The organism is Peribacillus sp. NPDC101481 (genome assembly GCF_044767165.1).
In the GTDB taxonomy this organism is placed as follows: Bacteria; Bacillota; Bacilli; order Bacillales; family DSM-1321; genus Peribacillus.
The window spans coordinates 431035-453461 of sequence record NZ_JBIWNJ010000001.1 but is presented as its reverse complement, the minus strand read 5'-3'; the positions used below and the strand labels follow the sequence as shown (position 1 = coordinate 453461).

21 protein-coding genes are annotated in these 22427 nt (G+C 41.2%); 17 read left to right on the top strand and 4 right to left on the bottom strand.

Annotation, left to right across the window (positions count from 1 at the left end; translation table 11 throughout):
- Positions 1–2 precede the first annotated feature (2 nt).
- The 9 genes from ACIROD_RS02115 (at position 3) to ACIROD_RS26195 (ending at position 10337) form a co-directional block, all read left to right on the top strand.
- Positions 3–1061, top strand: coding sequence for an XdhC family protein (locus tag ACIROD_RS02115; RefSeq protein WP_402937478.1), 1059 nt, complete (start codon positions 3–5; stop codon positions 1059–1061).
- A complete protein-coding gene (locus tag ACIROD_RS02110) occupies positions 1048–1689 on the top strand; it encodes a nucleotidyltransferase family protein (protein ID WP_260357853.1) in 642 nt (213 codons plus the stop codon). Before ACIROD_RS02115 ends, ACIROD_RS02110 begins: the two co-directional genes overlap by 14 nt.
- Entirely contained in the window at positions 1670–4090 is a 2421-nt protein-coding gene (locus ACIROD_RS02105; RefSeq protein ID WP_402937474.1) for a xanthine dehydrogenase family protein molybdopterin-binding subunit, read from the top strand. The genes ACIROD_RS02110 and ACIROD_RS02105 overlap by 20 nt, the downstream gene beginning before the upstream one ends.
- Before the next feature lie 51 nt (positions 4091–4141).
- Positions 4142–5017, top strand: a complete 876-nt coding sequence (locus ACIROD_RS02100) for an FAD binding domain-containing protein (protein WP_101225177.1) — start codon at positions 4142–4144, stop codon at positions 5015–5017.
- 4 nt (positions 5018–5021) lie between these two features.
- On the top strand, positions 5022–5507 hold the full coding sequence (locus tag ACIROD_RS02095; RefSeq protein ID WP_101225176.1) for a (2Fe-2S)-binding protein: 486 nt from the start codon (positions 5022–5024) through the stop codon (positions 5505–5507).
- Between the two features lie 21 nt (positions 5508–5528).
- Positions 5529–6320, top strand: a complete 792-nt coding sequence (locus ACIROD_RS02090) for an enoyl-CoA hydratase/isomerase family protein (RefSeq protein ID WP_101225175.1) — start codon at positions 5529–5531, stop codon at positions 6318–6320.
- A 408-nt stretch (positions 6321–6728) separates the two neighbouring features.
- Complete coding sequence (locus ACIROD_RS02085; protein ID WP_402937468.1) at positions 6729–8504, top strand: sigma 54-interacting transcriptional regulator; 1776 nt, start codon at positions 6729–6731, stop codon at positions 8502–8504.
- A 195-nt stretch (positions 8505–8699) separates the two neighbouring features.
- Positions 8700–10082, top strand: a complete 1383-nt coding sequence (locus tag ACIROD_RS02080) for a sigma-54 interaction domain-containing protein (protein WP_402937465.1) — start codon at positions 8700–8702, stop codon at positions 10080–10082.
- 99 nt (positions 10083–10181) lie between these two features.
- Positions 10182–10337 (top strand): DUF8096 family protein, encoded by a 156-nt coding sequence (locus tag ACIROD_RS26195; protein ID WP_483878371.1) that lies wholly within the window; start codon positions 10182–10184, stop codon positions 10335–10337.
- 268 nt (positions 10338–10605) lie between these two features.
- Here the strand turns inward: ACIROD_RS26195 and ACIROD_RS02075 are convergent, their stop codons facing one another.
- Together ACIROD_RS02075 and ACIROD_RS02070 are read right to left on the bottom strand one after the other, a co-directional pair.
- Positions 10606–10905, bottom strand: coding sequence for a spore coat protein (locus ACIROD_RS02075; protein WP_048682429.1), 300 nt, complete (start codon positions 10903–10905; stop codon positions 10606–10608).
- Positions 10902–11108: a hypothetical protein gene (locus ACIROD_RS02070; protein ID WP_402937461.1), complete on the bottom strand. Its 207-nt coding sequence runs from the start codon at positions 11106–11108 to the stop codon at positions 10902–10904. Before ACIROD_RS02070 ends, ACIROD_RS02075 begins: the two co-directional genes overlap by 4 nt.
- Positions 11109–11295: 187 nt before the next feature.
- Here ACIROD_RS02070 and ACIROD_RS02065 point away from each other — a divergent pair, with 187 nt between their 5' ends.
- Genes ACIROD_RS02065 through ACIROD_RS02055 form a run of 3 tightly spaced genes read left to right on the top strand, consistent with a single transcriptional unit; the run spans position 11296 to position 13038 of the window.
- Entirely contained in the window at positions 11296–11511 is a 216-nt protein-coding gene (locus tag ACIROD_RS02065) for a spore coat protein (RefSeq protein WP_402937458.1), read from the top strand.
- Positions 11512–11523: 12 nt separating this feature from the next.
- Entirely contained in the window at positions 11524–11886 is a 363-nt protein-coding gene (locus ACIROD_RS02060; protein ID WP_048682441.1) for a spore coat protein, read from the top strand.
- 15 nt (positions 11887–11901) lie between these two features.
- A complete protein-coding gene (locus ACIROD_RS02055) occupies positions 11902–13038 on the top strand; it encodes a zinc-dependent alcohol dehydrogenase (protein WP_402937454.1) in 1137 nt (378 codons plus the stop codon).
- Between the two features lie 489 nt (positions 13039–13527).
- On the opposite strand, the gene ACIROD_RS02050 is transcribed toward ACIROD_RS02055, so the two are convergent.
- Together ACIROD_RS02050 and ACIROD_RS02045 are read right to left on the bottom strand one after the other, a co-directional pair.
- On the bottom strand, positions 13528–13728 hold the full coding sequence (locus tag ACIROD_RS02050; RefSeq protein WP_402937451.1) for a topoisomerase C-terminal repeat-containing protein: 201 nt from the start codon (positions 13726–13728) through the stop codon (positions 13528–13530).
- A 79-nt stretch (positions 13729–13807) separates the two neighbouring features.
- Entirely contained in the window at positions 13808–14473 is a 666-nt protein-coding gene (locus tag ACIROD_RS02045; protein ID WP_057215460.1) for a GntR family transcriptional regulator, read from the bottom strand.
- Between the two features lie 588 nt (positions 14474–15061).
- Between ACIROD_RS02045 and ACIROD_RS02040 the strand changes: the two genes are divergently transcribed.
- The 5 genes from ACIROD_RS02040 (at position 15062) to ACIROD_RS02020 (ending at position 22025) form a co-directional block, all read left to right on the top strand.
- Positions 15062–16504 (top strand): aldehyde dehydrogenase family protein, encoded by a 1443-nt coding sequence (locus ACIROD_RS02040; protein WP_402937448.1) that lies wholly within the window; start codon positions 15062–15064, stop codon positions 16502–16504.
- 18 nt (positions 16505–16522) lie between these two features.
- Positions 16523–17728, top strand: coding sequence for a hydroxyacid-oxoacid transhydrogenase (locus ACIROD_RS02035; protein WP_402937445.1), 1206 nt, complete (start codon positions 16523–16525; stop codon positions 17726–17728).
- Between the two features lie 117 nt (positions 17729–17845).
- Positions 17846–19090: an iron-containing alcohol dehydrogenase gene (locus tag ACIROD_RS02030; RefSeq protein ID WP_402937442.1), complete on the top strand. Its 1245-nt coding sequence runs from the start codon at positions 17846–17848 to the stop codon at positions 19088–19090.
- A gap of 118 nt (positions 19091–19208) precedes the next feature.
- The gene (locus tag ACIROD_RS02025) at positions 19209–20504 is read left to right on the top strand and encodes an MFS transporter (RefSeq protein WP_402937441.1); all 1296 of its coding nucleotides are present in this window, start codon (positions 19209–19211) and stop codon (positions 20502–20504) included.
- Positions 20505–20561: 57 nt separating this feature from the next.
- Entirely contained in the window at positions 20562–22025 is a 1464-nt protein-coding gene (locus tag ACIROD_RS02020; protein ID WP_402937438.1) for an NAD-dependent succinate-semialdehyde dehydrogenase, read from the top strand.
- Positions 22026–22427: the final 402 nt, after the last annotated feature.

Sequence of the window (22427 nt, the reverse complement as noted above, 5' to 3'; positions counted from 1 at the left end):
TTATGATTACCATAATAAATGAGATGGACAGGTGTGTCAGAGAAAAGAAAAGAGGAATTCTGGCCACTGTCATACGTGTCGAAGGTTCAACCTACCAGAAAGAAGGGGCAAAATGTTTTTTTGCTGAAGATGGAGAGTTAATAGGCTTGTTAAGTGGAGGATGTGTGGAAGGTGATGTCCTTGAGCACGGAAAAGAAGTTTTACAGACAGGAAAACCCAAAATAATCCATTACGATTTCAGGGGCGAAGAAGACCAAATTTGGGGCTTGGGTGTAGGGTGTAATGGAGCCATTGAGATTTTTATAGAGCTATTTGATCCTGTTGGTCACCATGAAAGAAGCAAGTTAATGAGAGAGGCTTTTACAACAAGTCAGCCCATTATCATAGCAACCATAACTCGTGATGAAGAAGAATCTAAGATCGGTGAGAGATGGGTTCACTCCAATTTACAAATTGGGAAACCAGTGGATCTCAAGATGAAAGATAACAGTGAAGTCTTCTATGACCATATTACGCCGGTTCCTACCCTATACATATTTGGTGCAGGACCAGACGCTGGTCCATTGGTGAAGACGGTTAAAAATTTAGGCTGGACTGTAAATGTATTAGATCACCGACCGGGCTTTGTAAATAAAAGAAATTTTCCCTTAGCCGATGAATTAATATGCTATGAACGGGACCACCCCGCTTCCGTTCCATTAAGTGAACATAGTTATGCTATTGTGATGAGCCACAATTTTACTCAAGACCAATTGGTTCTAAAATCGTTGTTACATTCATCGGTACCCTATATCGGAGTGTTAGGACCAACAACCAGAACAAACCAGTTGCTCCAACCGATAATGGACGGTTTCACTATTGATGAAATACAGTTAAACCGTATTTATAGTCCTATAGGCCTTGATATTGGTGCAAAAACTCCTGAGGAAATTGCTATCAGTATTGCTGCAGAATTGGTTAATGTTCATCGTGGTGGTAATTCGATTCATTTAAAACAAACGAAGGGTAAGGAACTTTTGTACACCTCTAGAGATCATAGGAGAGTGATTGCTTATCAATGATAAGAATCATGAAGTCTGGGGGATCATTTTAGCTTCGGGCTTATCAACCAGAATGGGTACTCCAAAAATGCTTTTGCCCTATCAACAAAAAACACTAGTTCTTCATGTGATCGAAACGTGTTTACACTCAGTACTTGATGGGGTGGTTGTTGTGATAAATCCAAAAGTGAATGGGTTGGTAGAGGCGGTATCTGTTCCTGGTATAAAACATGTGGTAGAGAATCATGATTCACATTTAGGTATGTCTACTTCGATTAAAGTCGGACTGGAAGCTTTACCCCAACAAGTAGAGGCCATGGTTATTCTTTTAGGCGATCAGCCTGAAATGGATGAAGGCTCAATAAACAGAATTGTTGAAACCTACCAAGTAAAGAATAGGCCATCCATCGTTCAGTCGGTTTTTTTTAACAACGAGAAGGGGCATCCTGTTTTATTCAAACGAGATATGTTTCATCATCTTTTACAGGTAGAAGGAGATAGTGGTGGAAAGTCCGTCATTCAAAAGTTTAGCAGGGAAGTTGTATATGCACCAATGAATCAGCACATTATTCCGGATGTTGACACAATAGACGATTATCAAAGATTGATTAAAAAGAGGGGGGTTGTACATGACAAAGGTAATAGGTAAGTCTGCTACGAGGGTGGAGGACAAACGGCTACTAACCGGTCAAGGAACTTATATTGATGATCTTGGTAACACAACAAATACAGGCTATGCGGCAATTTTACGTAGTCCACATCCTCATGCTTATATAATTTCCATAGACGCAACCGAAGCGGTAAAAATGCAGGGAGTAAAGGGAGTAGTAACCGGTCAAGACATAAAAGACCATGTAAAACCATTTAGTGTTGGGGTTACGGCACCAGTTAAGTATTTTCCTCTTGCCATCGAAAAGGTGAGGTATGTTGGAGAACCTGTTGCCATTGTAGTTGCCAAGGATCGTTATACTGCCGAAGACGCAATGGAAAAGATTAAAGTTTCTTATAAACAGTTACCAGCCATTGTAGATATTGAGAAAACGGTACAAGAGGATGCACCGATCTTACATGAAAATGTTGGGTCGAATATCGCCAATCATCGTCAATTCCATTATGGAGATGTAGACAAAGCCTTTAAAGAAGCAGATCATATCGTCAAGCATAAATATAAGTTTCCGAAATATACGGCTACCCCTGTTGAAACATATGGTGTGGTTGCAAACTATGATTCTGCTCATAATCAGTATAATGTTCATGCTAATTTTCATGGACCCTTTATTATTCAGGCAATCATGGCTCAATCCTTACAAGTCCCCAGCAATAAATTAAGACTGATCATTCCAAAGGATATTGGGGGAAGTTATGGAATAAAGGCAGGGCTTTTCCCATATATCGTTCTTTGTTCCATCACAAGTAAACTTCTCGGCTGTCCAGTTAAATGGATAGAAGATCGACAGGAACATCTTTCATCAAGTGCGAGCGGAACAGATCGCGTGACCTACATTGAAGCCGCCGTCAAAAATGATGGCAAGGTCACCGGTTTAAGAATGAAATTGATGGATAATGTTGGTGCTTATATTCGCGCACCAGAACCAGCCTGCTTATACCGTAACCATGCCAACTCAACCGGGGCATACGATATACCAAATTTAAATATTGAAGCGTTTGCAGTCATGACAAACAAGTCACCTACCGGGTTAATCCGTGGTTACGGGGGACAGGAGCAGTACTTTGCCCTCGAAAGAATTATGCAGCTTATTGCAAAAGAACTTTCTTTGGACCACTCTGAAGTGATTAGAAAAAACCTGATTAAAAAACAACAATTTCCATTCACAACAGCATCAGGTGGAATTTACGACAGTGGGGATTATGAGAATTCATTTGAACTCGCCCTTTTAACGGGGAAATATGAGAACTTTAGAAAAAAACAAGCAGAAGCGCGTAAAAGCGGAAAAATTTTAGGCGTCGGCCTTGCATGTATCGTCGAACCATCCGGATCAAATATGGGATATATCACGGTTGCCTTAACACCAGAAGAAAGAGCGAAATCCTTACCGAAGTCAGGTGCATCAGAAGCGGCTACTGTTTCAATGGATCCCTTAGGAAGTGTAAACGTGAGAATTAGCACTGCACCAACAGGTCAAGGACACGAAACCGTGGCAGCCCAAATTGTATCTGAAGTTTTAGGGATACCAAGGGAACAAATAAATATAATCGCTGAACTTGATACAGCGACTAGTCCTTGGTCCATCGCTTCAGGAAGCTATTCAAGTCGGTTTGCCTCGTTAGGTTCAAGCGCTATTTATTATGCAGCCCAAAAGGTAAGGAAAAAACTTTTTAACATTACTGCCTCTCAACTTGGTGTAGAGGTCACTGAACTCGAGCTGGGAGAGGGTTTCATTTACGTAAGGGATAATCCTGCTAAAAAGTTTCCTATCAAGCGCCTTGCAGGTCTAGCACATTGGAATCCGCTTGCATTACCTGAAGGAATGGAACCAGGAATCTATGAAACTCATTATTATACACCACAGGCTGCAGAACCACCGGATGATAACGACCTGATCAATTCCTCTGTCACATACGGATTTGTTGCGGATATGGTGACCGTGGAAATTGATCCGGATACAGCAGAAGTGAAAATAATAGATTATTTCACCGTTCATGATGCTGGAAAGCTTTTAAATCCGTTGATTGCTGATGGACAAATCATGGGTGGTCTGGCTCATGGTGTTGGTGGCGCTTTATACGAGGAATTAGCTTATGACAAGAATGGACAGTTCTTAACGGGGTCATTTATGGATTATTTATGCCCAACTGCTCCAGAAATCCCTAATGTAACGATTAAACATACGGAGTCTCCGTCCCCTCTTACTCCTTTAGGAGCCAAAGGCCTGGGTGAAGGGAATACCATGAGTGCACCGGTGGCGATTGCCAATGCCGTAAGTGATGCCTTAGCCCATTTAGATATTATGATCGATGAGCTACCATTAAGTCCTAATCGCATTTGGAAGTTACTCAGTGAGGCAAAGGAAAAAGTGACAGCTCCTTAAACAAATATTCTGAATCTCATAAAAATAGGATTACCGAAGGGGAGGGGAATTATGAAACCACCAAAGTTTGATTACTATAAACCTACCACACTAAATGAAGCATTGAATCTTTTAGAAGAAGCCGGTGAAGATGGAAAGATCATTGCCGGTGGGCAAAGCTTAGTTCCCATTATGAATATGCGACTTGCCTCACCCAAGTGCTTAATTGATATTAATGGCTTAACAGAACTAGATTATATTAAAAATGATGAAAATCAAAATCTACTTCAAATAGGCACTTTAACAAGACAAAGTAAAGTAGAAGAATCTGAAATGGTAGCCAATACTTGCGGTCTATTAACCGACGCAATTACCCAAATTGGACATGTGCAAACAAGGAATAGGGGAACTATAGGCGGAAGCATTGTTCATGCCGATCCAAGTGCCGAGCTCCCGCTTGCCTTGCTAACACTGAACGGTTCAGTGCAAATTGCATCAAAGGATGAGGTTCGAAACGTTAGTGCAGAAGATTTCTTTGTTACTTATTTGACGACAGATATTATGCCTACAGAAATCTTAACGGAGATTAATATTCCAATCATTGGAGGTAGACGAGGATATTCGTTTCAGGAAATTGCCAGGAGGCATGGGGACTTCGCGTTAGTTGCTGCTTCTTGCTATATGACAGTTGATGATCATGACAAGATTTCATCCATAAGATTAGCCCTTGGCGGAGTTGAGGCCATTCCTTTGTTAATAGAGGATGCAGAAGACTTCATGATAGGGGAAACACTGTCCGATTCTTTGCTAGGAAAAATAGTTGAAAGTGTAGAATTAGCAGTTGAGCCCGAATCAGATCTTCATGCTTCAGCAGAGTATCGAACACATCTTGCTAAAGTTTTAACGAAGCGTACGTTAACACAAGCCTTTGAAAGGGCAAGGAGGTAGAGAAATGGGACGTCATCAAGTGGAAGTAACTATTAATGGCAAAGTCTATCAAGAAGAAGTGGAATCACGAATGCTATTAAGTGATTTTATCCGAGATGTATGCGGACTGACTGGAACACATGTTGGATGTGAACACGGTGTTTGTGGTGCTTGTACCGTACACGTAAATGGCACAGCTGTGAGAAGTTGTCTCATGTTTGCTGTACAAATAGATGGAGACGAAATTAAAACCGTTGAAGGGTTAGCAAATAATGGTGAGTTGACAGATCTACAGAAAAACTTTGTCGAATGCCACGGTCTTCAATGTGGATTTTGTACACCTGGTATCTTAATGTCTACAACAGATTATCTTGAAAAAAAGCCAGATCCCTCTACCAAGGAAATCAAAGAAATGCTTTCTGGCCACTTATGCCGCTGCACGGGATATGACGGTATCATTAATGCCATCGAGAAAACGATTGTAAATAAAAAAACAGCGATCTCATCTTAAATAGAAAAGGGGAAATAACATATGACTATAACAGAACAAACGTATGACCATATTCGGGTAGAGAAAAATGCAGAAAAACAAACGGCCACAATCGTGTTTGATCGTCCAGAGAAAATGAATTATATCAGTATGCTCGGCAGAGAACAGCTGACAGAGATTTTTGATGGTTTGAATCAAGATGATGAAGTGCGTGTCATTATCCTCAAAGGAGCAGGAGATGTATGCTTCAGTGCAGGAGGAAGCATCCCGGAATTTATGGCGACCCATCAAGAAAAGCTTTCCCATTTAGCCGAAAACGTGGCTGCTCCTGAACGCTCTCCAAAACCTGTCATCGCTCAGCTGCAGGGATATACGTTCGGTGTAGGCCTAGAACTTGCGATGGCCTGTGATTTCAGGATTGCACGGGAAGATACCCTGCTTGCCCTTCCGGAAATGAACCTAGGAATGATTCCTGGTAGTGGAGGTACACAGAGAATTGCAAAGATTGTGGGCTTAACAAGAGCAAAGGACATGATCATGCGTGCCAGAAAAATTCCTGCAAATGAAGCATATCAATGGGGTCTATTAACACAAGTAGTGTCCAAAGGGGACCTTCAACAAACAGTGGATTCGTTAGTTGAGGAGCTTGTTCAATTTTCTCCGCTTGCTCAGCGTGTTGCAAAAGAAGTGTTGAACGCTTCTGAAGAAAGTCCGCTGGGAGTCGGATTGAAAATGGAAGGGAAAGCCTACGGCCTCCTTCGCACAACAGAAGACTTTAAAGAAGGCGTAGATGCGTTCGTAGAAAAGAGAAAACCTATTTTTAAAGGAAAGTAAATAATGGATAGTAAGTCAACTGAGGTGTTGAGAAACCCCTGAATCCGTTCTTTCCCAGCTTGTAGAGAAAGCGTGGTATTACTCTCTCTACAAGCTTTTTTTGTTCCTTTTGACTTCCTTACAAGGACTTATACCTTTGGATATTTAAAATAATCAAATAGAAAAATCTTCTATCCTTAGTTGACCAATGAACTATCGAATGGTATACAGTTATACCTATTTGAAGAGTAATAATATTATTGTTTTAAGAGGTTGTTTACTCTACTTATATTATTCACGATGGCGTTTATTAGGTTAATTTTCATATCCGTCCTCATATATAAGAGCTTCATTTCTACACATCTGTTTAACAAGAAACAATTCCAAATATCTTAATCTGTTCGAAAAGAATGAAAAAAGGTGATATACATGAACTGGTTAGATCGTATTGAACAAAATGTTCCTGTCGTTCAAAGTGCAGATCCTATCTGGAAAGCGGCTGAATACATGAAGTCTTCACAATTAAATGAGATCCCTGTTTTGTCGGGTCAAAATTTCATAGGAATAATTCATGCAAGGGATTTACTAAATACTGATTCAAACCGAATCGTCGAAGAGTACATTGATAAAGACTGTGTTTCAGTCGACGGGACTGAAGCGATTTACGGCTTACCGTGTTCCAACACCCACCAAATTATTCCTATTGTAAAGGATGGAATTTATTACGGCAGTATCAAATGGAATGAGATTCAGCGTTGCCTGCAGGATGAATTAAATCAGTTGATGCTCGTTATAGACAATTCTTATGATGGAATATTGATAACAGATGAGACAGGTTATATTCTGCATATCAATAAGGAGTTTGAACAGATCACTTTACTAAACAAGGAGGTAATGGTCGGGGCGCACATGAACGATATGGTGGATAAAGGCCTATTTCTGAATGATTCTGTGGTGATGAAGACGCTACAATCAGGAAGATCATATACAAACGTTCAGAAGTATAAAAATACTGGAATATATACTCTGGTTACAGCTACGCCGGTTTGTAACCAAAAAGGAGAATTGATCCGGGTTCTGGCAAACGTCAGGGACGTCTCGGACTTAACTAGACTTCAGGAGCAACTTGCTGAATCCAAGAATTTACCTTCGCGCTACCAAACCGAGCTCAAACAGGTGCGCATTCAAAATATAAAAAGTTCAGGAGAAGTGATAGCCTATAGCCAAGAAATGCTAGATGTCCTTGATCTTGTCTATCATGTTGCATCTTCCGATTCTACTATATTATTGCTGGGGGAATCTGGAGTTGGGAAAGAGGTCATTGGCAAAGTGCTACATGAAAACAGCTTGCGTTTTGAAAAAGGATTATTCGTGAAAGTAAACTGTGGAGCGATTCCTCCTAATCTATTAGAGGCAGAGTTGTTCGGATATGAACAGGGTGCTTTTACAGGGGCAAAAAAGGCAGGTAAGCAGGGTATTTTTGAATTGGCCAATAACGGAACTCTTTTCCTTGACGAAATCGGAGAGTTGCCATTAGACATGCAGGTAAAATTCCTGCGGGTTCTTCAGGAACAGGAACTTATCCGAGTTGGAGGAACACAAACGATCAAAATTAATGTAAGGGTTATTGCTGCAACCAATCGAAACTTGGAAAGAATGGTGGAGGAAGGAACATTTCGGCTAGATCTCTATTATAGGTTGAATATCATACCAATAACAATTCCGCCACTAAGGGAAAGAAAGGATGATATTACTCCGCTACTTGGTTATTTTTTGAAGAAATTTAATGAGAAACATCAATATTCAAAACGCTTATCAAAAGAAGTTGTGGATCAATTGTTAATGTATAAATTTCCCGGGAATGTTCGGGAGTTATCCAATATAGTGGAACGACTAGTACTTACCTGCCGTGCCAAGGTCATTAAATTGAAGCATCTTCCAAATATAGTAAGTGGATGTAACGAGATAGAAAATAAACTGAAGATTCAAGAAGGTAAACCTGACGTAGACTTGCAAATCCTCAAGCTGTCTTGTTACGGTCCTGCAGAAGGAGGCAACCTGGTCGATCTGGAAAAGGAAGCGCTAATCCAAGCCCTGAAAAAATATGGATCAGTGCGAAAAGCTGGTAAGGCCATAGGTGTCACTCATACAATGGTTCTCAAAAAGATGAAAGAGTTTGGGGTTACCCTCAATGCGGTACGCTAAAGATCTATGTACATTACTATTCTAATTATTGTTCGTTTTGGATCCGGTTATATATTGAGATTCATATTTGTTCTGCTTGTAGTACATGTCTTTTGTACTGTATAGAGAAGCCGTTTCAGAAAGGGTTAACAGGTGACACATAAGCGTAACTGGAAATGGTTTATAACTATACAATTTGGATCGTAGGAGGAGCACATGGAGTTTACGGGGATACCTGATTTAGAATTATATCGGACAATTGTGGAGAATTTTCATGATGGAATTTTGGCGATGAATCAGGAAGGGAAAATTCTATTGGTCAATCAGTCCATGCTTAAATTAAGTGGTTTACCTCGCGAAGCTTATGCTGGGCGGAATATAAGGGATATTGTGGAAAGTGGAATCTTCCAAAAAGAATCAGTCACATTGAGGGCTATTCAGGAAAAACAAACGGTGACCGATTTCCAACAGTATCAGAACGGAAGGACTGTCTTGGTTACTGCAATTCCTATCTTTGATGGAGGAAACCGTTTGATTCGGGTGTTATCCATTACCCATGATATAACCGATCAGATAATTATGAAGAAAAAGGTAGAAGAAATAGAGAGGCTTTCAGCAAAATATTATATGGAACTTTTATCACTTCGACAGCACCATTCCAAAAGGGGAATCATCACCTCTAACCGGATGATGAAGGAAATTATCGACCTTATTCACCATATCGGTCCAACTGACTCAACAGTACTTCTGTTGGGTGAATCTGGAGTAGGAAAAGATGTCTTGGCTAGGGAAATTCATGAAACAAGTAAGCGGAAAGATTCCGGAGCCTTCATCAAAGTGAACTGTGGGGCCATCCCTAAGGATCTCTTGGAATCTGAGTTCTTTGGCTATGATACCGGTGCCTTCACCGGTGCAAAGAAGGATGGGAAGCCAGGATTATTTGAACTTGCTGATCAAGGAACCTTATTTTTGGATGAAATCGGGGAGTTCCCCTTATATCTTCAGGCAAAACTTTTAAGTGTGCTACAAGACCAGCAGTTTACCCGGGTCGGTGGAACGAAGGTGATTCAGGTCAATGTAAGAATTGTGGCAGCGACAAATAGGGATTTAGAATCTATGGTCCTGAGAGGGGAATTTCGGGAAGACCTATATTACCGATTGAATGTCATCCCAATCCAGACTCCAGCATTGAGGGAACGAAAGGATGATATCCCCTTGTTAATCGGCCATTTTCTCCAAAATTTTAATGAGGAATATAATAAGAATAAATCATTTACGATGGATGCTATGGATATTCTTTGCGCATATCACTGGCCAGGCAACATCCGAGAATTGTCAAACATTACTGAACGACTTGTCCTAACCACTAAAAGCGATGTAATAGAACCGAAGGATTTGCCTATTGCAAAACAACATACGGGAGTCAGTCTATCAAAACTCTTAAGAAATGAGGATACCAAAAGTAACTTATTTAAGTCTGTGGAGAAAAATCTAATCCAGAGCATGATTCAGCGGGAAGGGAGTATTCGCAAGGCTGCCAAGGTATTGGGCGTTTCGCATACGACCTTAATCCGCAAAATGAAAAAACATGGTCTATAACATCTACTCATAGGGGGAAAGTCTCATCTTCTCCAGGGTCTAAGATGGAAAAGATAGTCGTTGTACACTCTCAGCTAGATGAAGTCCCTAAAGTGTTGAGTGTTGAGTATCATCGTAGGGCTATTGAACAGGGTGATTTTACTATCTGAAGAAATTCTAGAGGAAAAAAAGGAATATGACACCATAATTATTTATGACTACGAAGATTATCCTGACCTCGTTAGTGGTCGCTATGACAATTGCGGTAACACTTAGTTTGAAAGTTCGGTTAAATATATTCGTAAATGCAGAGAGTGTGGCATGAAGAAATCGATTTAATCCCTATTGAAGTAAAATTAGTTAAAACACAACAGCTTATAGATTGGATCATCTACATTACCATTATTCCCCTGTTTTGCTAAGGACTTTCTATAATATCCCCCTAAAAAAAGCAATGTATCTCAAGTTCGAGAAATTCATTGCTTTTTTTCCATTTGCCCGTACCTCTGTGTAATCTGTCTGTTTTCACATCCATGAGTTGACTTTATTGTTGAGGAAGGTTTAGGGCTGTATTTGCTGTATTTAAATCAACTTGTAATTGTTCACTTAAATCATGTGGATGATAGTAACCTTTTGAAATCATATAGTTACTTATCTCTCCGTGTCTTTCTACAGCAACACGAAGCTGTTCTCTTAAGGCTGCTTTCAATTCAGGTGTTTTTGTTTCTGTAATGGCAAAAGCAAGATTTCTAATTCCAGATTTTGCGGATATTAAGAAGTCCGTTGCAATCACCTGATCAGTCATGCCACCCATACCTGCCATATTTTGCAAAAAATTTGTCATTGCTGTTCCCCCCGATTCGTCAGAATTTCCTGCAGTATTTGAATATCTTGTGTCCCAGTCCTCGAGTCTTTTAATAGAATATTTTGTAGTTCTGTATCCTGCACTAAACTGCTCATTGTAGAGGACTTTGTTAGACAAAGACTCTTGAAAGTTAAAATTTCGTGCACCTCTAAAGTCTCATGCAGTCCTAAATTTTTCGTCATGATTTTTCACTCCATTTCTTTGGGAATTTACTTCAATATCTTTCGTAATATAAAAGTTTTTATACATCATCATTTGCAAAGGTAACGTGTACTTTGCGAAATAAACTACCTATCGGTCAATATTCCGTATAACAAACAGATGAACTGGGAAAGGTATGTCTGTTATAAAGATTAGGGAGGTGAGCGTATGGAAAATGAAAGCTTGGCATTTCATGAAACCATGGAAACGCATGAAATTTTGAATTTAAAAACAATAGGTTTAATGAGATCAAAATTAATGCAAGGCATTTGCTTTGACAATGACTTAAAAGCATTAATGGAAAAAGACGTACAACAATCTATAGCTGCTATAAACGAGCTAAAGGATTTTTATACAGAAGCCCGAACAAACTATGAAAAATGAGGTGAAATTTAAATGGAAATGGATTTTTTAGATCCTCAAGGTGCTGAACATATGCCGGAAATGGCTGATTCCTCTTTCGCGCTAGATTTTCTACTCTCGATCAAAAGTGGGATTCATACTTATGGTATTGCATTATCTGAAACAGCGAATCCTGCATTGAGAAAAGCATTGTACCAGCAAATGGAGCAATCTATTGACTTACATGGTGAGTTATCCGATTTAATGATCAGGAAGGGTTGGCTTTATCCGAACGATGTAGGTAAACAGGTGGAATTAGATTTGAAATCAGCCGATATGGCGGTTAGTATCGCTGGAATGAATCTTTTCCCGAATGATACTGACAGACTCGGCATGTTCGCAACGCCGAATAAATAAAGGAGGAAAAGCATCATGAAAGCCGTAACTTACCAGGGCAATAAAAATGTACAGGTTAAAGAAGTTAAAGACCCTAACATCAAAAATTCGGATGATATTATTGTAAAAGTCACTACTTCAGCGATTTGCGGCTCCGATTTGCACTTAATTCATCAATTAATTCCCAATATGCCTACAGATTATGTCATTGGTCATGAGCCGATGGGAGTTGTTGAGGAAGTTGGACCAGGGGTAACTAAGGTAAAGAAGGGAGACCGGGTCATTATCCCCTTTAACGTTAGCTGCGGGAGCTGCTGGTATTGCGACCACGACCTTACAAGTCAGTGCGATAATTCAAATCCTCATGGGGAAATGGGTGGTTTTTTTGGATACTCAGAAACAACTGGTGGGTATGCGGGCGGGCAAGCTGAATTTATGCGTGTTCCTTATGGAAACTTCACCCCTTTCAAAATCCCAGAAGACTGCGAGGTAGAAGATGAAAAATTGGTGTTGCTCGCTGATGCAGCATCCACAGCATTCTGGAGTGTTGATCACGCAGGTGTTAAATCTGGCGATACGGTTATAGTTTTAGGCTGCGGTCCTGTAGGTCTACTTACTCAAAAATTCGCTTGGTTTAAAGGGGCGAAAAGAGTGATTGCTGTCGACCATCTCGACTATCGTTTAGAGCATGCAAAAAGGACGAATAAAGTCGAAACCGTAAATTTTGCACAATATGAAAACACTGGCGAATACCTTAAAGAAATCACTAAAGGTGGTGCAGATATCGTTATTGACTGTTCCGGGATGAGTGGCAAAATGACTCCGATGGAATATCTTGCATCGGGTCTTAAATTACATGGGGGAGCCATGGGAGGGATTGTAATTGCGTCCCAAGCCGTGCGTAAGGCGGGAACCATACAAATAACAGGCGTTTATGGCGGCCGTTATAATGGATTCCCCCTAGGAGATATTTTCCAAAGAAACGTGGATATTAAAACCGGTCAGGCTCCTGTTATTCCTTATATGCCCTACCTTTATAAACTAATATCAGAAGGAAAAGTAGATCCTGGCGATGTTGTAACCCATGTACTTCCAATTGACCAAGCAAAGCATGGGTATGAAGTATTTGATACAAGGACAGATGGATGTATTAAAGTGGTCCTTAAGCCATAAAGATGGTTGTTTTCATTTGGAAAAATAGATTTGCAATTATGGAAATGGACTATGAGTAAGAAGGGAAGATATCAAACCCTTTTTGGAGTAATTTTTACTTTTGGATGAAATACGAATAGAAGAAGATTTTAGAAAAGTGAACTCCCTAACTTGAGAGCTACATTTACCTTATTCAAATTAAGCACCAGAAAAGACGATTTTGCCCACGTTAAGGGAAAATCGTTTTTTTTGTGCTCTAAGCTTTCTTTTTTTCATTAAGTAAAACCCACGACCTACAAAAACTATAAAGGGCAAATTAGTTATAGGGTTTTTGTTATTTTTTACTTTTTTCGTTTGGATTTATCACATATACTTTTTCTTTTCTTTGGAGAACAATATCAGAAAAGGTTATAGCAGTAAGTGAATTCATTCAGCGAATCATTCGGCATATACTCTTTCATAGTAAAATCCCTATCAATTGTAATAGGGATTTTAGTTTGTTATTTTGATTTAGCAATTATTTTTTGCAAATTCAAATCCAATCGATCCATCATCTTTCAAAACAAGAGAAGCATCAAAAGGCTTCTCTTGTTTTGCCTTTGGTTTCATCCCTTTGATCACACTTGTTTTCTTCTTGGTGCATAAATCTTTCACATGTTTTTCTGTCACTTTCTTTAATGCATTTGAGATGGGAATGTTGTTTACACCCACTTGCATATTCCGGAAATTTGATCAAAGCGATTACGATGACTGATATCCGAAGAAGGTTATCCTCAATAGCTTCCAAGTATTATCTTTTTGTCCTTTCCAATAAACGATCTATGGAATCCTGTATGTGGCTGGAGATCGCAATCTCGGCTCTGTATACATCCCTAGTCCGGATGGCCTCAATGATTTCCATATGTTCCGATGGTGCGTCTTTTTGGTCGATCTCACCTTTGACATGATAAAACCGGCCTATATGAAGATGACAGTGCATGCCTTTATATGCTTCAAATAAAAACGGGTTTCCTCCAGCGTTCATGATGGCATGATGAAATTGTTGATCTAAATGAGTAAAATCTAGTATTTTTTTGTTGGAAGCACCTGTGTTTGTGGAAAACATTTCATCTGTAAGCGCGGCCATTTCTTCCGTCACGCTTACATTATTTAAGCGGATAATATTCCTGACCGCATGCGTCTCCAGTAATATCCGGGCCTCCAACATTTTCGCCATATTTTCAGTATCTAATATGTCACTGACCCGATACCCCTTATTTGGTTCTAAGATGACTAAGTTCTCAGAGTTCAGACGAGATAATGCTTCTCTGAGAGGTATGGCGCTAATGTTGATTTCCCGGGTTAAATGGCTGATATTGATTTTTTGTCCCGGCGATAAATCCCATTCAAAAATCTTTTCCTTTAATAAATTATAGACATATTCCGTTGTCTCCCCGCGTTCTTTTTCCTTTATCATCGAGATGCCCCTAACTTAAAAAAATTTCTATGAGAACGAGTGTTATTTCATATAGATGTAACAACTTAAATTATTACTGAAGTAGCTTTCTTCTTGTTGCCCCTATCAATAAGATAAGGCGAAACCATATTGATATCAAGAATAGAGAGCTTATAAGGAGACCTATAGTTTGCTGGATAGCTACAAAAAAATATCCTCATTACTGATAATTATATATTATATTTGTGAGTTTTGTAAAAAATTATATATAAAATAATTCAAATTAACATGAATTAATTAATCTATCGATATTATTTAAATCTACAAATCCTTTATTAGTAAGGTTTTATTCAAAAAAACAGAATCTTTTTAATTTTAAATATTTACATAATCATATATTATGTGATATATTTTCGGAAATGATTACATACTATTTTGAGCAGGATTCTATAGACAACAATTAAAGAGTATTGATGGGCAGTCAAAATCTTAAGTTTAAAATGGAAGCGCTTTATGCTTGCCTTTTTCTTGATTGAAATTTGTTGAATTAGCAGAAATAACTGTGAAGTGAAAAAATGTGATCGTTATTTTTCAAAGGAGGAATCTTCAATGGGCACATCGCTAAGTAGAAAAAATGCATTTTATGGCCATTTCATAAATGGGCAATGGATATCCGATCAACATACTATCGCTGTTATGAACAAATATAACAAAGAAGAAATTGCTCAGATTGGCAGGGCATCCCGCGAAATTGTTTCTGAAGCGGTGACCAATGCATTGGAAACCTTTAATACGAGAAAGCTAGATTCCAATCAACGCTACGAGATTCTAATGCGTGCAGCGGATATCGCGAAAGAGAGAAAAGAAGAACTGGCGATGATTCTGGTTCAGGAAGTCGGTAAAGTATTGAAGGATGCCAGAGGGGAAATCGATAGAGGAATCCAAACGATGATAGCTTCAGCGGAAGAAGCAAAAAGGATTGCCGGTACAGGCGTTCCTTTGGGCCAGTCTGGAAACGACAATAAGATGGCTTTCACCATCAGGGTTCCTGTTGGGGTTATCGGTGCGATCACCCCGTTTAACTTCCCGTTCAATCTCACCATCCACAAGGTAGCTCCTGCGTTGGCGGCGGGAAATACAATCGTGTTGAAGCCAGCTGAAATGACGCCACTCATTGCATGCAAGATTGCAGAAATTTTTTCTGAAGCTGGATTGCCTGCAGGTTTTCTGAATGTGGTTAACGGGTTTGGGCAGGAAACAGGTCAATACCTTTTGGAGGATGAACGAATTGCGATGTTCACTTTTACAGGGAGTCCCGGCGTAGGCCGACACATTAAGAGCAGTACGGGAATTCGTAAGGTTACCTTGGAATTAGGGAATAACTCCCCAAATATCATTCACAAGGATGTCCCTGATTTAGACAGAGCAGTTGAGCTCTGTGTCACGCGGGGGTATGTGAATGCAGGGCAAGCCTGCATCTCTGTGCAGCGCATCTACGTTCATAGAGATATTTGCGATGTGTTTGTGGAGAAGGCAGTTAAGGTGGCACAGGGCTTGAAGGTCGGAAATCCTGCAGATCCTTCCACGGACATTGGTCCTATGATTTCCGAGAAGGAAGCAAGGCGTGCGGAAGAATGGATCCAGGAGGCTGGGCGTCTTGGGGCCAAAGTGCTATATGGAGGGAAAAGGCGGGATTCGATTCTGGAACCTACTATATTAATAGATGTGAAACCGGAAATGAAGGTAGTCTGCCAGGAAGTGTTCGCACCGGTGATCAGCATCATTCCTTTCGATAGCATCGAGGAGGCTTTCTGTCAGGCCAATGATACGAAGTTCGGCTTACAAGTTGGTTTATTTACATCCGATATCACTTTAGCCATGCGGGCAACACAGGAACTTCATTTTGGCGGTGTGATCATCAATGATGTTTCTACATACCGTGCTGACATCATGCCGTATGGCGGCGTGAAGGACAGCGGAATTGGCAAAGAAGGACCGCATTATGCCATGCAAGAAATGACAGACGAAAAACTTGTCGTCATCAATCTTTAGACTTTGGAGGTAAGGAATATGAGAAACACATGGGACTTTTATTCTACCGAAAGAATCGTATTTGGAAACGGGGCAATCGGGCAATTGGATTCAATCCTGCAAAGATTAAAGGCGAAAAACATCTTGCTCGTTACTGACCCAGGGATCAAAAATGCAGGAATCGTTGACAGAATTTCATCGTTGTTGGAACATGCAAATTACGAAACAGTTATCTATGACCAGGTCGTACCGGAGCCTCCGGTAGATTCGGCGATGGACTGTTATAAGTTTGCTAAATCTCAAATGGATATTGATGCAGTAATTGGCCTTGGAGGAGGAAGCAGCATTGATATGGCGAAGATTGCTGCTTTGCTGGTCGCCCATGGCGGACATCCCCTGGACTATTATGGCGGAGAAAACCAGGTTCCTGGACCAATCGCCCCTCTTGTAGCGATTCCGACGACGGCTGGAACCGGTTCAGAAGTGACATCAGTGGCGGTATTGACCGATGTGGAAAATAACCTGAAAGTTGGTATCTCGGATAACTACCTAAGACCAACCGTTGCTCTGCTTGATCCAGAATTAACGTTAGGGCTTCCCGCTTATGTAACAGCTTGTTCCGGAATTGATGCTCTGTCACATGCGATAGAGGCATACACAGCCAAACCTTCTGCATATATCCAGGCAGAAGGAAGCATTTTATTCCAAGGTTCAATCCCCATAAGCGATGCACTCGCCTACAGAGCTATTGAATTGATTGCAAAAAACCTGCCGCTTGCGGTGCAGCAAGGGAGCAATCTCGAGGCACGTTCCAATATGCTAATGGGTAGCCTGCTTGCTGGAATGTCCTTTTCAAATGCAGGTACAGCAGCAGCCCATGCATTGGCTTACCCAATTGGAGGGCTTGTGAAGTCGCCGCATGGAGAGGTGACCGGGCTCTTGCTTCCATATGTCATGGAATATAATGCAGCTGTAGAAACAGAAAAAATGGTGAGGATTTCCCAGGCATTCAATGTGAACTCGGATGGCCTCTCCGATAAGGAAGCCGCTTTGGCTGCTTCAAAAGCTGTGCTTACCCTGCTTGGGGAAATTGGACTGCCTACAAAGCTGACGGAGATTGGGATCAAAGAAGAGGATATTCCCGAAATTGCTGAGAAAACCCTCCAAATCGATCGCCTGATTCGGAATAACCCAAGAATGCCAACCCAGCACAGTTTAGAAGAATTACTTAGAAAGGCTTTATAGATTGCTTGTAAAGGAACGGTGTCCCTGGAAGGTTAAGCATCATAACCATTCATGATGGATCTGCAGACCGGGGCTGAAAGGATTTCACCATCTAATAGAATATAAATGGAGAGGAAGATGAAAATGTCTCTTATGCCTTTTACATATAGTATGCCGACACGGGTGGAGTGCGGTAACGGAATATCTGGAAAAACAGGGGAGCTAATTAGGGATTTAGGTGTATCGAGTGTGCTGATCGTAACAGATAAAGGGGTTAGAGGAGCAGGTCTCTTACAAGGCATTGAAAAATCCCTTGCTTCGGCAAATCTTTATTTTGAGATTTACGATGAGGTGGAGCCTAATCCATCAGCTCAAACAATCCAACAGGGGACAGTGTATCTTAGGCAACAAAAGATGGAGGCGGTTCTGGCTGTAGGCGGAGGAAGCAGCATTGACACTGCCAAGGGCATCGCGGCAATGGCTACTAATCCCGGCCATATCCTGGATTATGAAGGGGTTGGAAAAATTTCCAATCCCCCGCTCCCGATCATAGCAATCCCGACGACGGCTGGAACTGGCAGTGAAGCTACTAATTCGACAGTGGTAACGAATAAGGAAACCTCTTTTAAATTAGGTGTACTTAGTTCACTTCTGTTTCCAAAGCTAGCTATATTGGATCCTGCCCTTACATTGAATTTGCCTCAAGAGATTACTGCAGCTACTGGTATGGATGCTCTTACTCATGCAATTGAATCTTACACCTCCAAATCTGCCAACCCTGTCAGCAAGGCTTTCGCGATGCAGGCCATTAAGATGATCGGTGAAAATTTAACACGATCGTACTTTGTGGGAACGGATATGGAAAGCAGGGAAAACATGCTTGTAGCCGCCCTGTTAGCGGGTGCAGCCTTTTCACAATCCCGACTGGGTAATGTACACGCCATTTCCCATACATTTGGAGGAGTCTTTAATATCCCGCATGGCATCGCAAATGCAGCACTATTGCCATTCGTCATGAGATTCAATTTGCCGGCATGTGAGGATCAGTATAGAGAAATTGCAATAGCTTTAGGAATGGATGTAAGCGGTTTATCCAATGCACAAGCAGCCGAAAAAGCAATCGAAACCATCATCGAAATGAATCGGAGCATGAATATTCCTCTAAATATTAAAGAGCTTGGAGTCTCATTGGACGTTTTACCGAAATTAGTGGAAGATTCCATGCGAAGCGGTAACGTGGTCGTTAATCCAAGGCTGACGAAGGCATCGGATATCCAACTGATTATAGAGAAGGCTTATGAGGGGGATTTTGAAGGTTTTAATAATGGAAATCGAAGTGCAAGCGGTGCAAAAAATTCAGAAACGGCCATAGTGAATGTATAAAAACCATACAATTTGAAAATCACCTGGGATTTCGAATCAGTTTCCCCTTTTCAACTCGGACATATGGATTTCCCGCAGCATTTTTCTACCTGAATATAATTATCTAATGAGGTGACGTATGAAAAAGACCAATGGAAGATGGCTTGTAGTGGTACTCCTTTTCGTCGCAACAACAATCAATTATATGGATAGAGCAATTCTTGGCATTGCAGGACCCTCGATGATGAAGGATCTTTCGCTTTCGGCAGTCGAATTCGGGATATTGGGGTCAGCGTTCTTTTGGTCGTATGCCTTAATGCAGATCCCGGTCGGGGTAATCGTTGATAAATTGGGGGCACGCTTAACGTATTCGATTGCCATCGTATGGTGGTCGCTCTGTACGGTGTTTACTGGAATGGGACGTTCACTTGGCGGACTGATCGGTATCCGCGTTTTAATGGGAATCGGAGAGGCACCAGCGTTTCCGACCAATACGCGCGTTATTTCAGACTGGCTGCCGTCACACGAACGGGGCATTGCGAACGGGATCTTTAATTCAGGTACAGCTATCGGGATTGGGATAACGACACCCATTTTAGCATGGATCATCCAGACTTGGGGATGGCAAGCATCCTTTGTGGTCATTGGATCCATCGGTTTTGTATGGCTGGCATTCTGGTTATTCTTTTTCAAAAACCATCCAGAGCAAAGTAAGATTGCAAACGAGGCCGAAGTAGCCTATATCAAAGAGGAGCAAACTCAAACCGAAAAAGCGGCGACACTAAGCATCTCGCCATTTAAATTCTTCAAATTCAAAAGTGTTTACCCTATGTTATATGGCTTGTTTGCCCATAACTATCTTACTTATTTAATGATGACCTGGCTTCCCACTTACCTTGTAGTCGAAAGGCAAATGACTCTTTTAAAAGCCGGATTTTTCACGATGCTGCCTTGGATCATGTCCTTTCTGGGAAATATTCTAGGAGGGGTGTTGTCGGATTTCTTGATTAAAAAAGGCTGGAATTCCATCAAAGCAAGAAAAACTGTTTTAACCATAGGCATGCTTTTTCCATTAGCCATAATCCCGACGATCTATACAGACAGCGCCATAATGGCACTTACGTATATCTCCATAGCAATCGGCGGTGAAGGATTGGCTGCGGGCATTCTCTGGGCCACTGTTTCGGATGTTGCTCCAAAGGGTGCGGAAGGAAAGCTTGCCGGGCTGCAAAACTTCGTGGGGAACCTCGCTGGCTGGATTGCTCCAGTCGCAACAGGGGTCTTAGTAGCGAAGTTCAATAATTTCAATATAGCTCTGATCATACCTGTAGTCATTTGCCTAATTGCTGCTGTGGGGTATACCTTCGTTCTTAAAAATGAAAGGATTTCCATTAACACGGACATTGACGGAGGAACTAAAGTTTCAGGACTCTAATCTTTTTGTGTATATAATGAAGCACTTTGCAAATCCAACAAAAAAGGAGACATATTCATGCTGAAAACTAGTGGATTAGTCAATTTATCTGAACTGAAAATGTATGTAAACGGTGAATGGACTGCAGCACATAACCGAGAAACTTTACCAGTAACAAATCCATCAACAGGGAAAGTGGTGGCAAGGATTCCAAATGGGGGACGCCAAGAAACACATGCGGCCATTGCAGCTGCTGAGGAAGCGTTTAAATCCTGGTCAAAACTGACGGCACAGGAGCGCAGTAAATATCTAAAGAAATTGCATGACCTTATGCATGAATATAAAGATGAATTAGCAGAAATCATGAGTATGGAAATGGGCAAGCCCTTAACGGAAGCCCGGGGCGAAGTGGATTTTGCTGCAAGCTACCTGGAATGGTTTGCTGAAGAAGGCCGCCGGATTTATGGGGAAACGATCCCTGCTTCTGCTGTAAATAAACGGCTATCGGTGATTCGCCAGCCGATTGGAGTGGTTGCTTCCATTACCCCTTGGAATTTCCCTTTGGCCATGATGACGCGGAAAGTGGGACCTGCCATGGCCGCTGGATGTACAGTCATTGTCAAGCCTGCAAAACAATCTCCTATTAGTGCGTTAGCGTTTGGTAAATTGGTGGAAATGGCGGGAGTGCCTGCTGGAGTGGTAAGTATCGTAACAGGGAGTGCCGGACCTATCTCGGATGAAATTTTTGAAAACCCGGTAGTAAGGAAAATTTCTTTTACCGGATCTACTGAAGTAGGCAAATTGTTGGTTACCAAGTCAGCCCCGCAGCTCAAGAGACTTTCCCTTGAGCTTGGAGGGCACGCGCCGTTCATCGTCTTTGAGGATGCTGATTTGGAAGCCGCAGCAGCTGGTGCCGTTGCAAGCAAATTCAGGAACACCGGACAAACGTGCGTATGCGCCAATCGCATTTACGTCCACCGTTCTGTCATCGATAAATTCTCTGCACTTTTTGTTGAAAAGGTACAAGCTCTAAAAGTCGGAAATAGCATCGATCCAACGGTTGAAGTCGGTCCTCTTGTAAGCAGTGATGGCCTGGAAAAGGTAGAGGAACATGTACAAGATGCCCTGGCAAAAGGTGCCAGCCTTCTTTGTGGCGGAAAAAGAGTTGAAGGGGAATTGGCTGATGGATTATTCTATGAACCGACCGTTCTAGGTGGAGTGAACAAGGATATGCTCATCACATACCAGGAAACATTTGGACCGGTCGCGCCAATCATTCCGTTTGATACAGAAGAAGAGGTGATCGAGCATGCCAACAATACAGAGTACGGGCTGGCCGCTTATTTTTACACACAGAATATAAGCAGGGGAGTCAGGGTATCCGAAGCTCTGGAGTTTGGCATCATCGGCTACAACGACGCCATTCCCACCGTTGCACAAGCCCCATTTGGCGGCATGAAAGAAAGCGGCATGGGGAGGGAAGGTGGCCATCAAGGCCTTGAAGAATATTTAGAAGAAAAATATATATCGATGGGTTTTTAAAATAGGGCAAGAAAAGGCTTAAGGTGAAGTAGAATCCTTAAGCCTTTCCTTATTTACCTCATAAAAAGTCTAAATTCAAACACACGCTCCCCGTTGATTAACAAACCTCAGTTACAGAACCTAAGGCTAGGTTGCTTTACATCCTAAGACAAATAAAAAATATCCTGAAATTTTGAATTGGTAACGTGCAAATTCGCTTAATTGTGACAAAGGAAGGTGCAAAGATGAATGTTTCAAATATAAAATTGACAAGTTTACCGAAGAGTTTATAGATAAAGGTAATTTAGAAAAGACTTTGTGGAAATAATTGAAACAGAACCGGAACTTGATTCAAATGTATTAACGGAGAAAGAGGATTTTACTATGATGCAGAAGAAGAGAAAATATTAGACCCATATGGAT

Excerpts from the sequence above, each read along its gene's own strand:
- ACIROD_RS02115 (WP_402937478.1), top strand. The coding sequence starts at position 3 with ATGATTACCATAATAAATGAGATGGACAGGTGTGTCAGAGAAAAGAAA.
- ACIROD_RS02105 (WP_402937474.1), top strand. The coding sequence starts at position 1,670 with ATGACAAAGGTAATAGGTAAGTCTGCTACGAGGGTGGAGGACAAACGG.
- ACIROD_RS02100 (WP_101225177.1), top strand. The coding sequence starts at position 4,142 with ATGAAACCACCAAAGTTTGATTACTATAAACCTACCACACTAAATGAA.
- ACIROD_RS02095 (WP_101225176.1), top strand. The coding sequence starts at position 5,022 with ATGGGACGTCATCAAGTGGAAGTAACTATTAATGGCAAAGTCTATCAA.
- ACIROD_RS02090 (WP_101225175.1), top strand. The coding sequence starts at position 5,529 with ATGACTATAACAGAACAAACGTATGACCATATTCGGGTAGAGAAAAAT.
- ACIROD_RS02085 (WP_402937468.1), top strand. The coding sequence starts at position 6,729 with ATGAACTGGTTAGATCGTATTGAACAAAATGTTCCTGTCGTTCAAAGT.
- ACIROD_RS02080 (WP_402937465.1), top strand. The coding sequence starts at position 8,700 with ATGGAGTTTACGGGGATACCTGATTTAGAATTATATCGGACAATTGTG.
- ACIROD_RS02075 (WP_048682429.1), bottom strand. The coding sequence starts at position 10,905 with ATGACAAATTTTTTGCAAAATATGGCAGGTATGGGTGGCATGACTGAT.
- ACIROD_RS02070 (WP_402937461.1), bottom strand. The coding sequence starts at position 11,108 with ATGACGAAAAATTTAGGACTGCATGAGACTTTAGAGGTGCACGAAATT.
- ACIROD_RS02065 (WP_402937458.1), top strand. The coding sequence starts at position 11,296 with ATGGAAAATGAAAGCTTGGCATTTCATGAAACCATGGAAACGCATGAA.
- ACIROD_RS02060 (WP_048682441.1), top strand. The coding sequence starts at position 11,524 with ATGGAAATGGATTTTTTAGATCCTCAAGGTGCTGAACATATGCCGGAA.
- ACIROD_RS02055 (WP_402937454.1), top strand. The coding sequence starts at position 11,902 with ATGAAAGCCGTAACTTACCAGGGCAATAAAAATGTACAGGTTAAAGAA.
- ACIROD_RS02045 (WP_057215460.1), bottom strand. The coding sequence starts at position 14,473 with ATGATAAAGGAAAAAGAACGCGGGGAGACAACGGAATATGTCTATAAT.
- ACIROD_RS02040 (WP_402937448.1), top strand. The coding sequence starts at position 15,062 with ATGGGCACATCGCTAAGTAGAAAAAATGCATTTTATGGCCATTTCATA.
- ACIROD_RS02035 (WP_402937445.1), top strand. The coding sequence starts at position 16,523 with ATGAGAAACACATGGGACTTTTATTCTACCGAAAGAATCGTATTTGGA.
- ACIROD_RS02030 (WP_402937442.1), top strand. The coding sequence starts at position 17,846 with ATGAAAATGTCTCTTATGCCTTTTACATATAGTATGCCGACACGGGTG.
- ACIROD_RS02025 (WP_402937441.1), top strand. The coding sequence starts at position 19,209 with ATGAAAAAGACCAATGGAAGATGGCTTGTAGTGGTACTCCTTTTCGTC.
- ACIROD_RS02020 (WP_402937438.1), top strand. The coding sequence starts at position 20,562 with ATGCTGAAAACTAGTGGATTAGTCAATTTATCTGAACTGAAAATGTAT.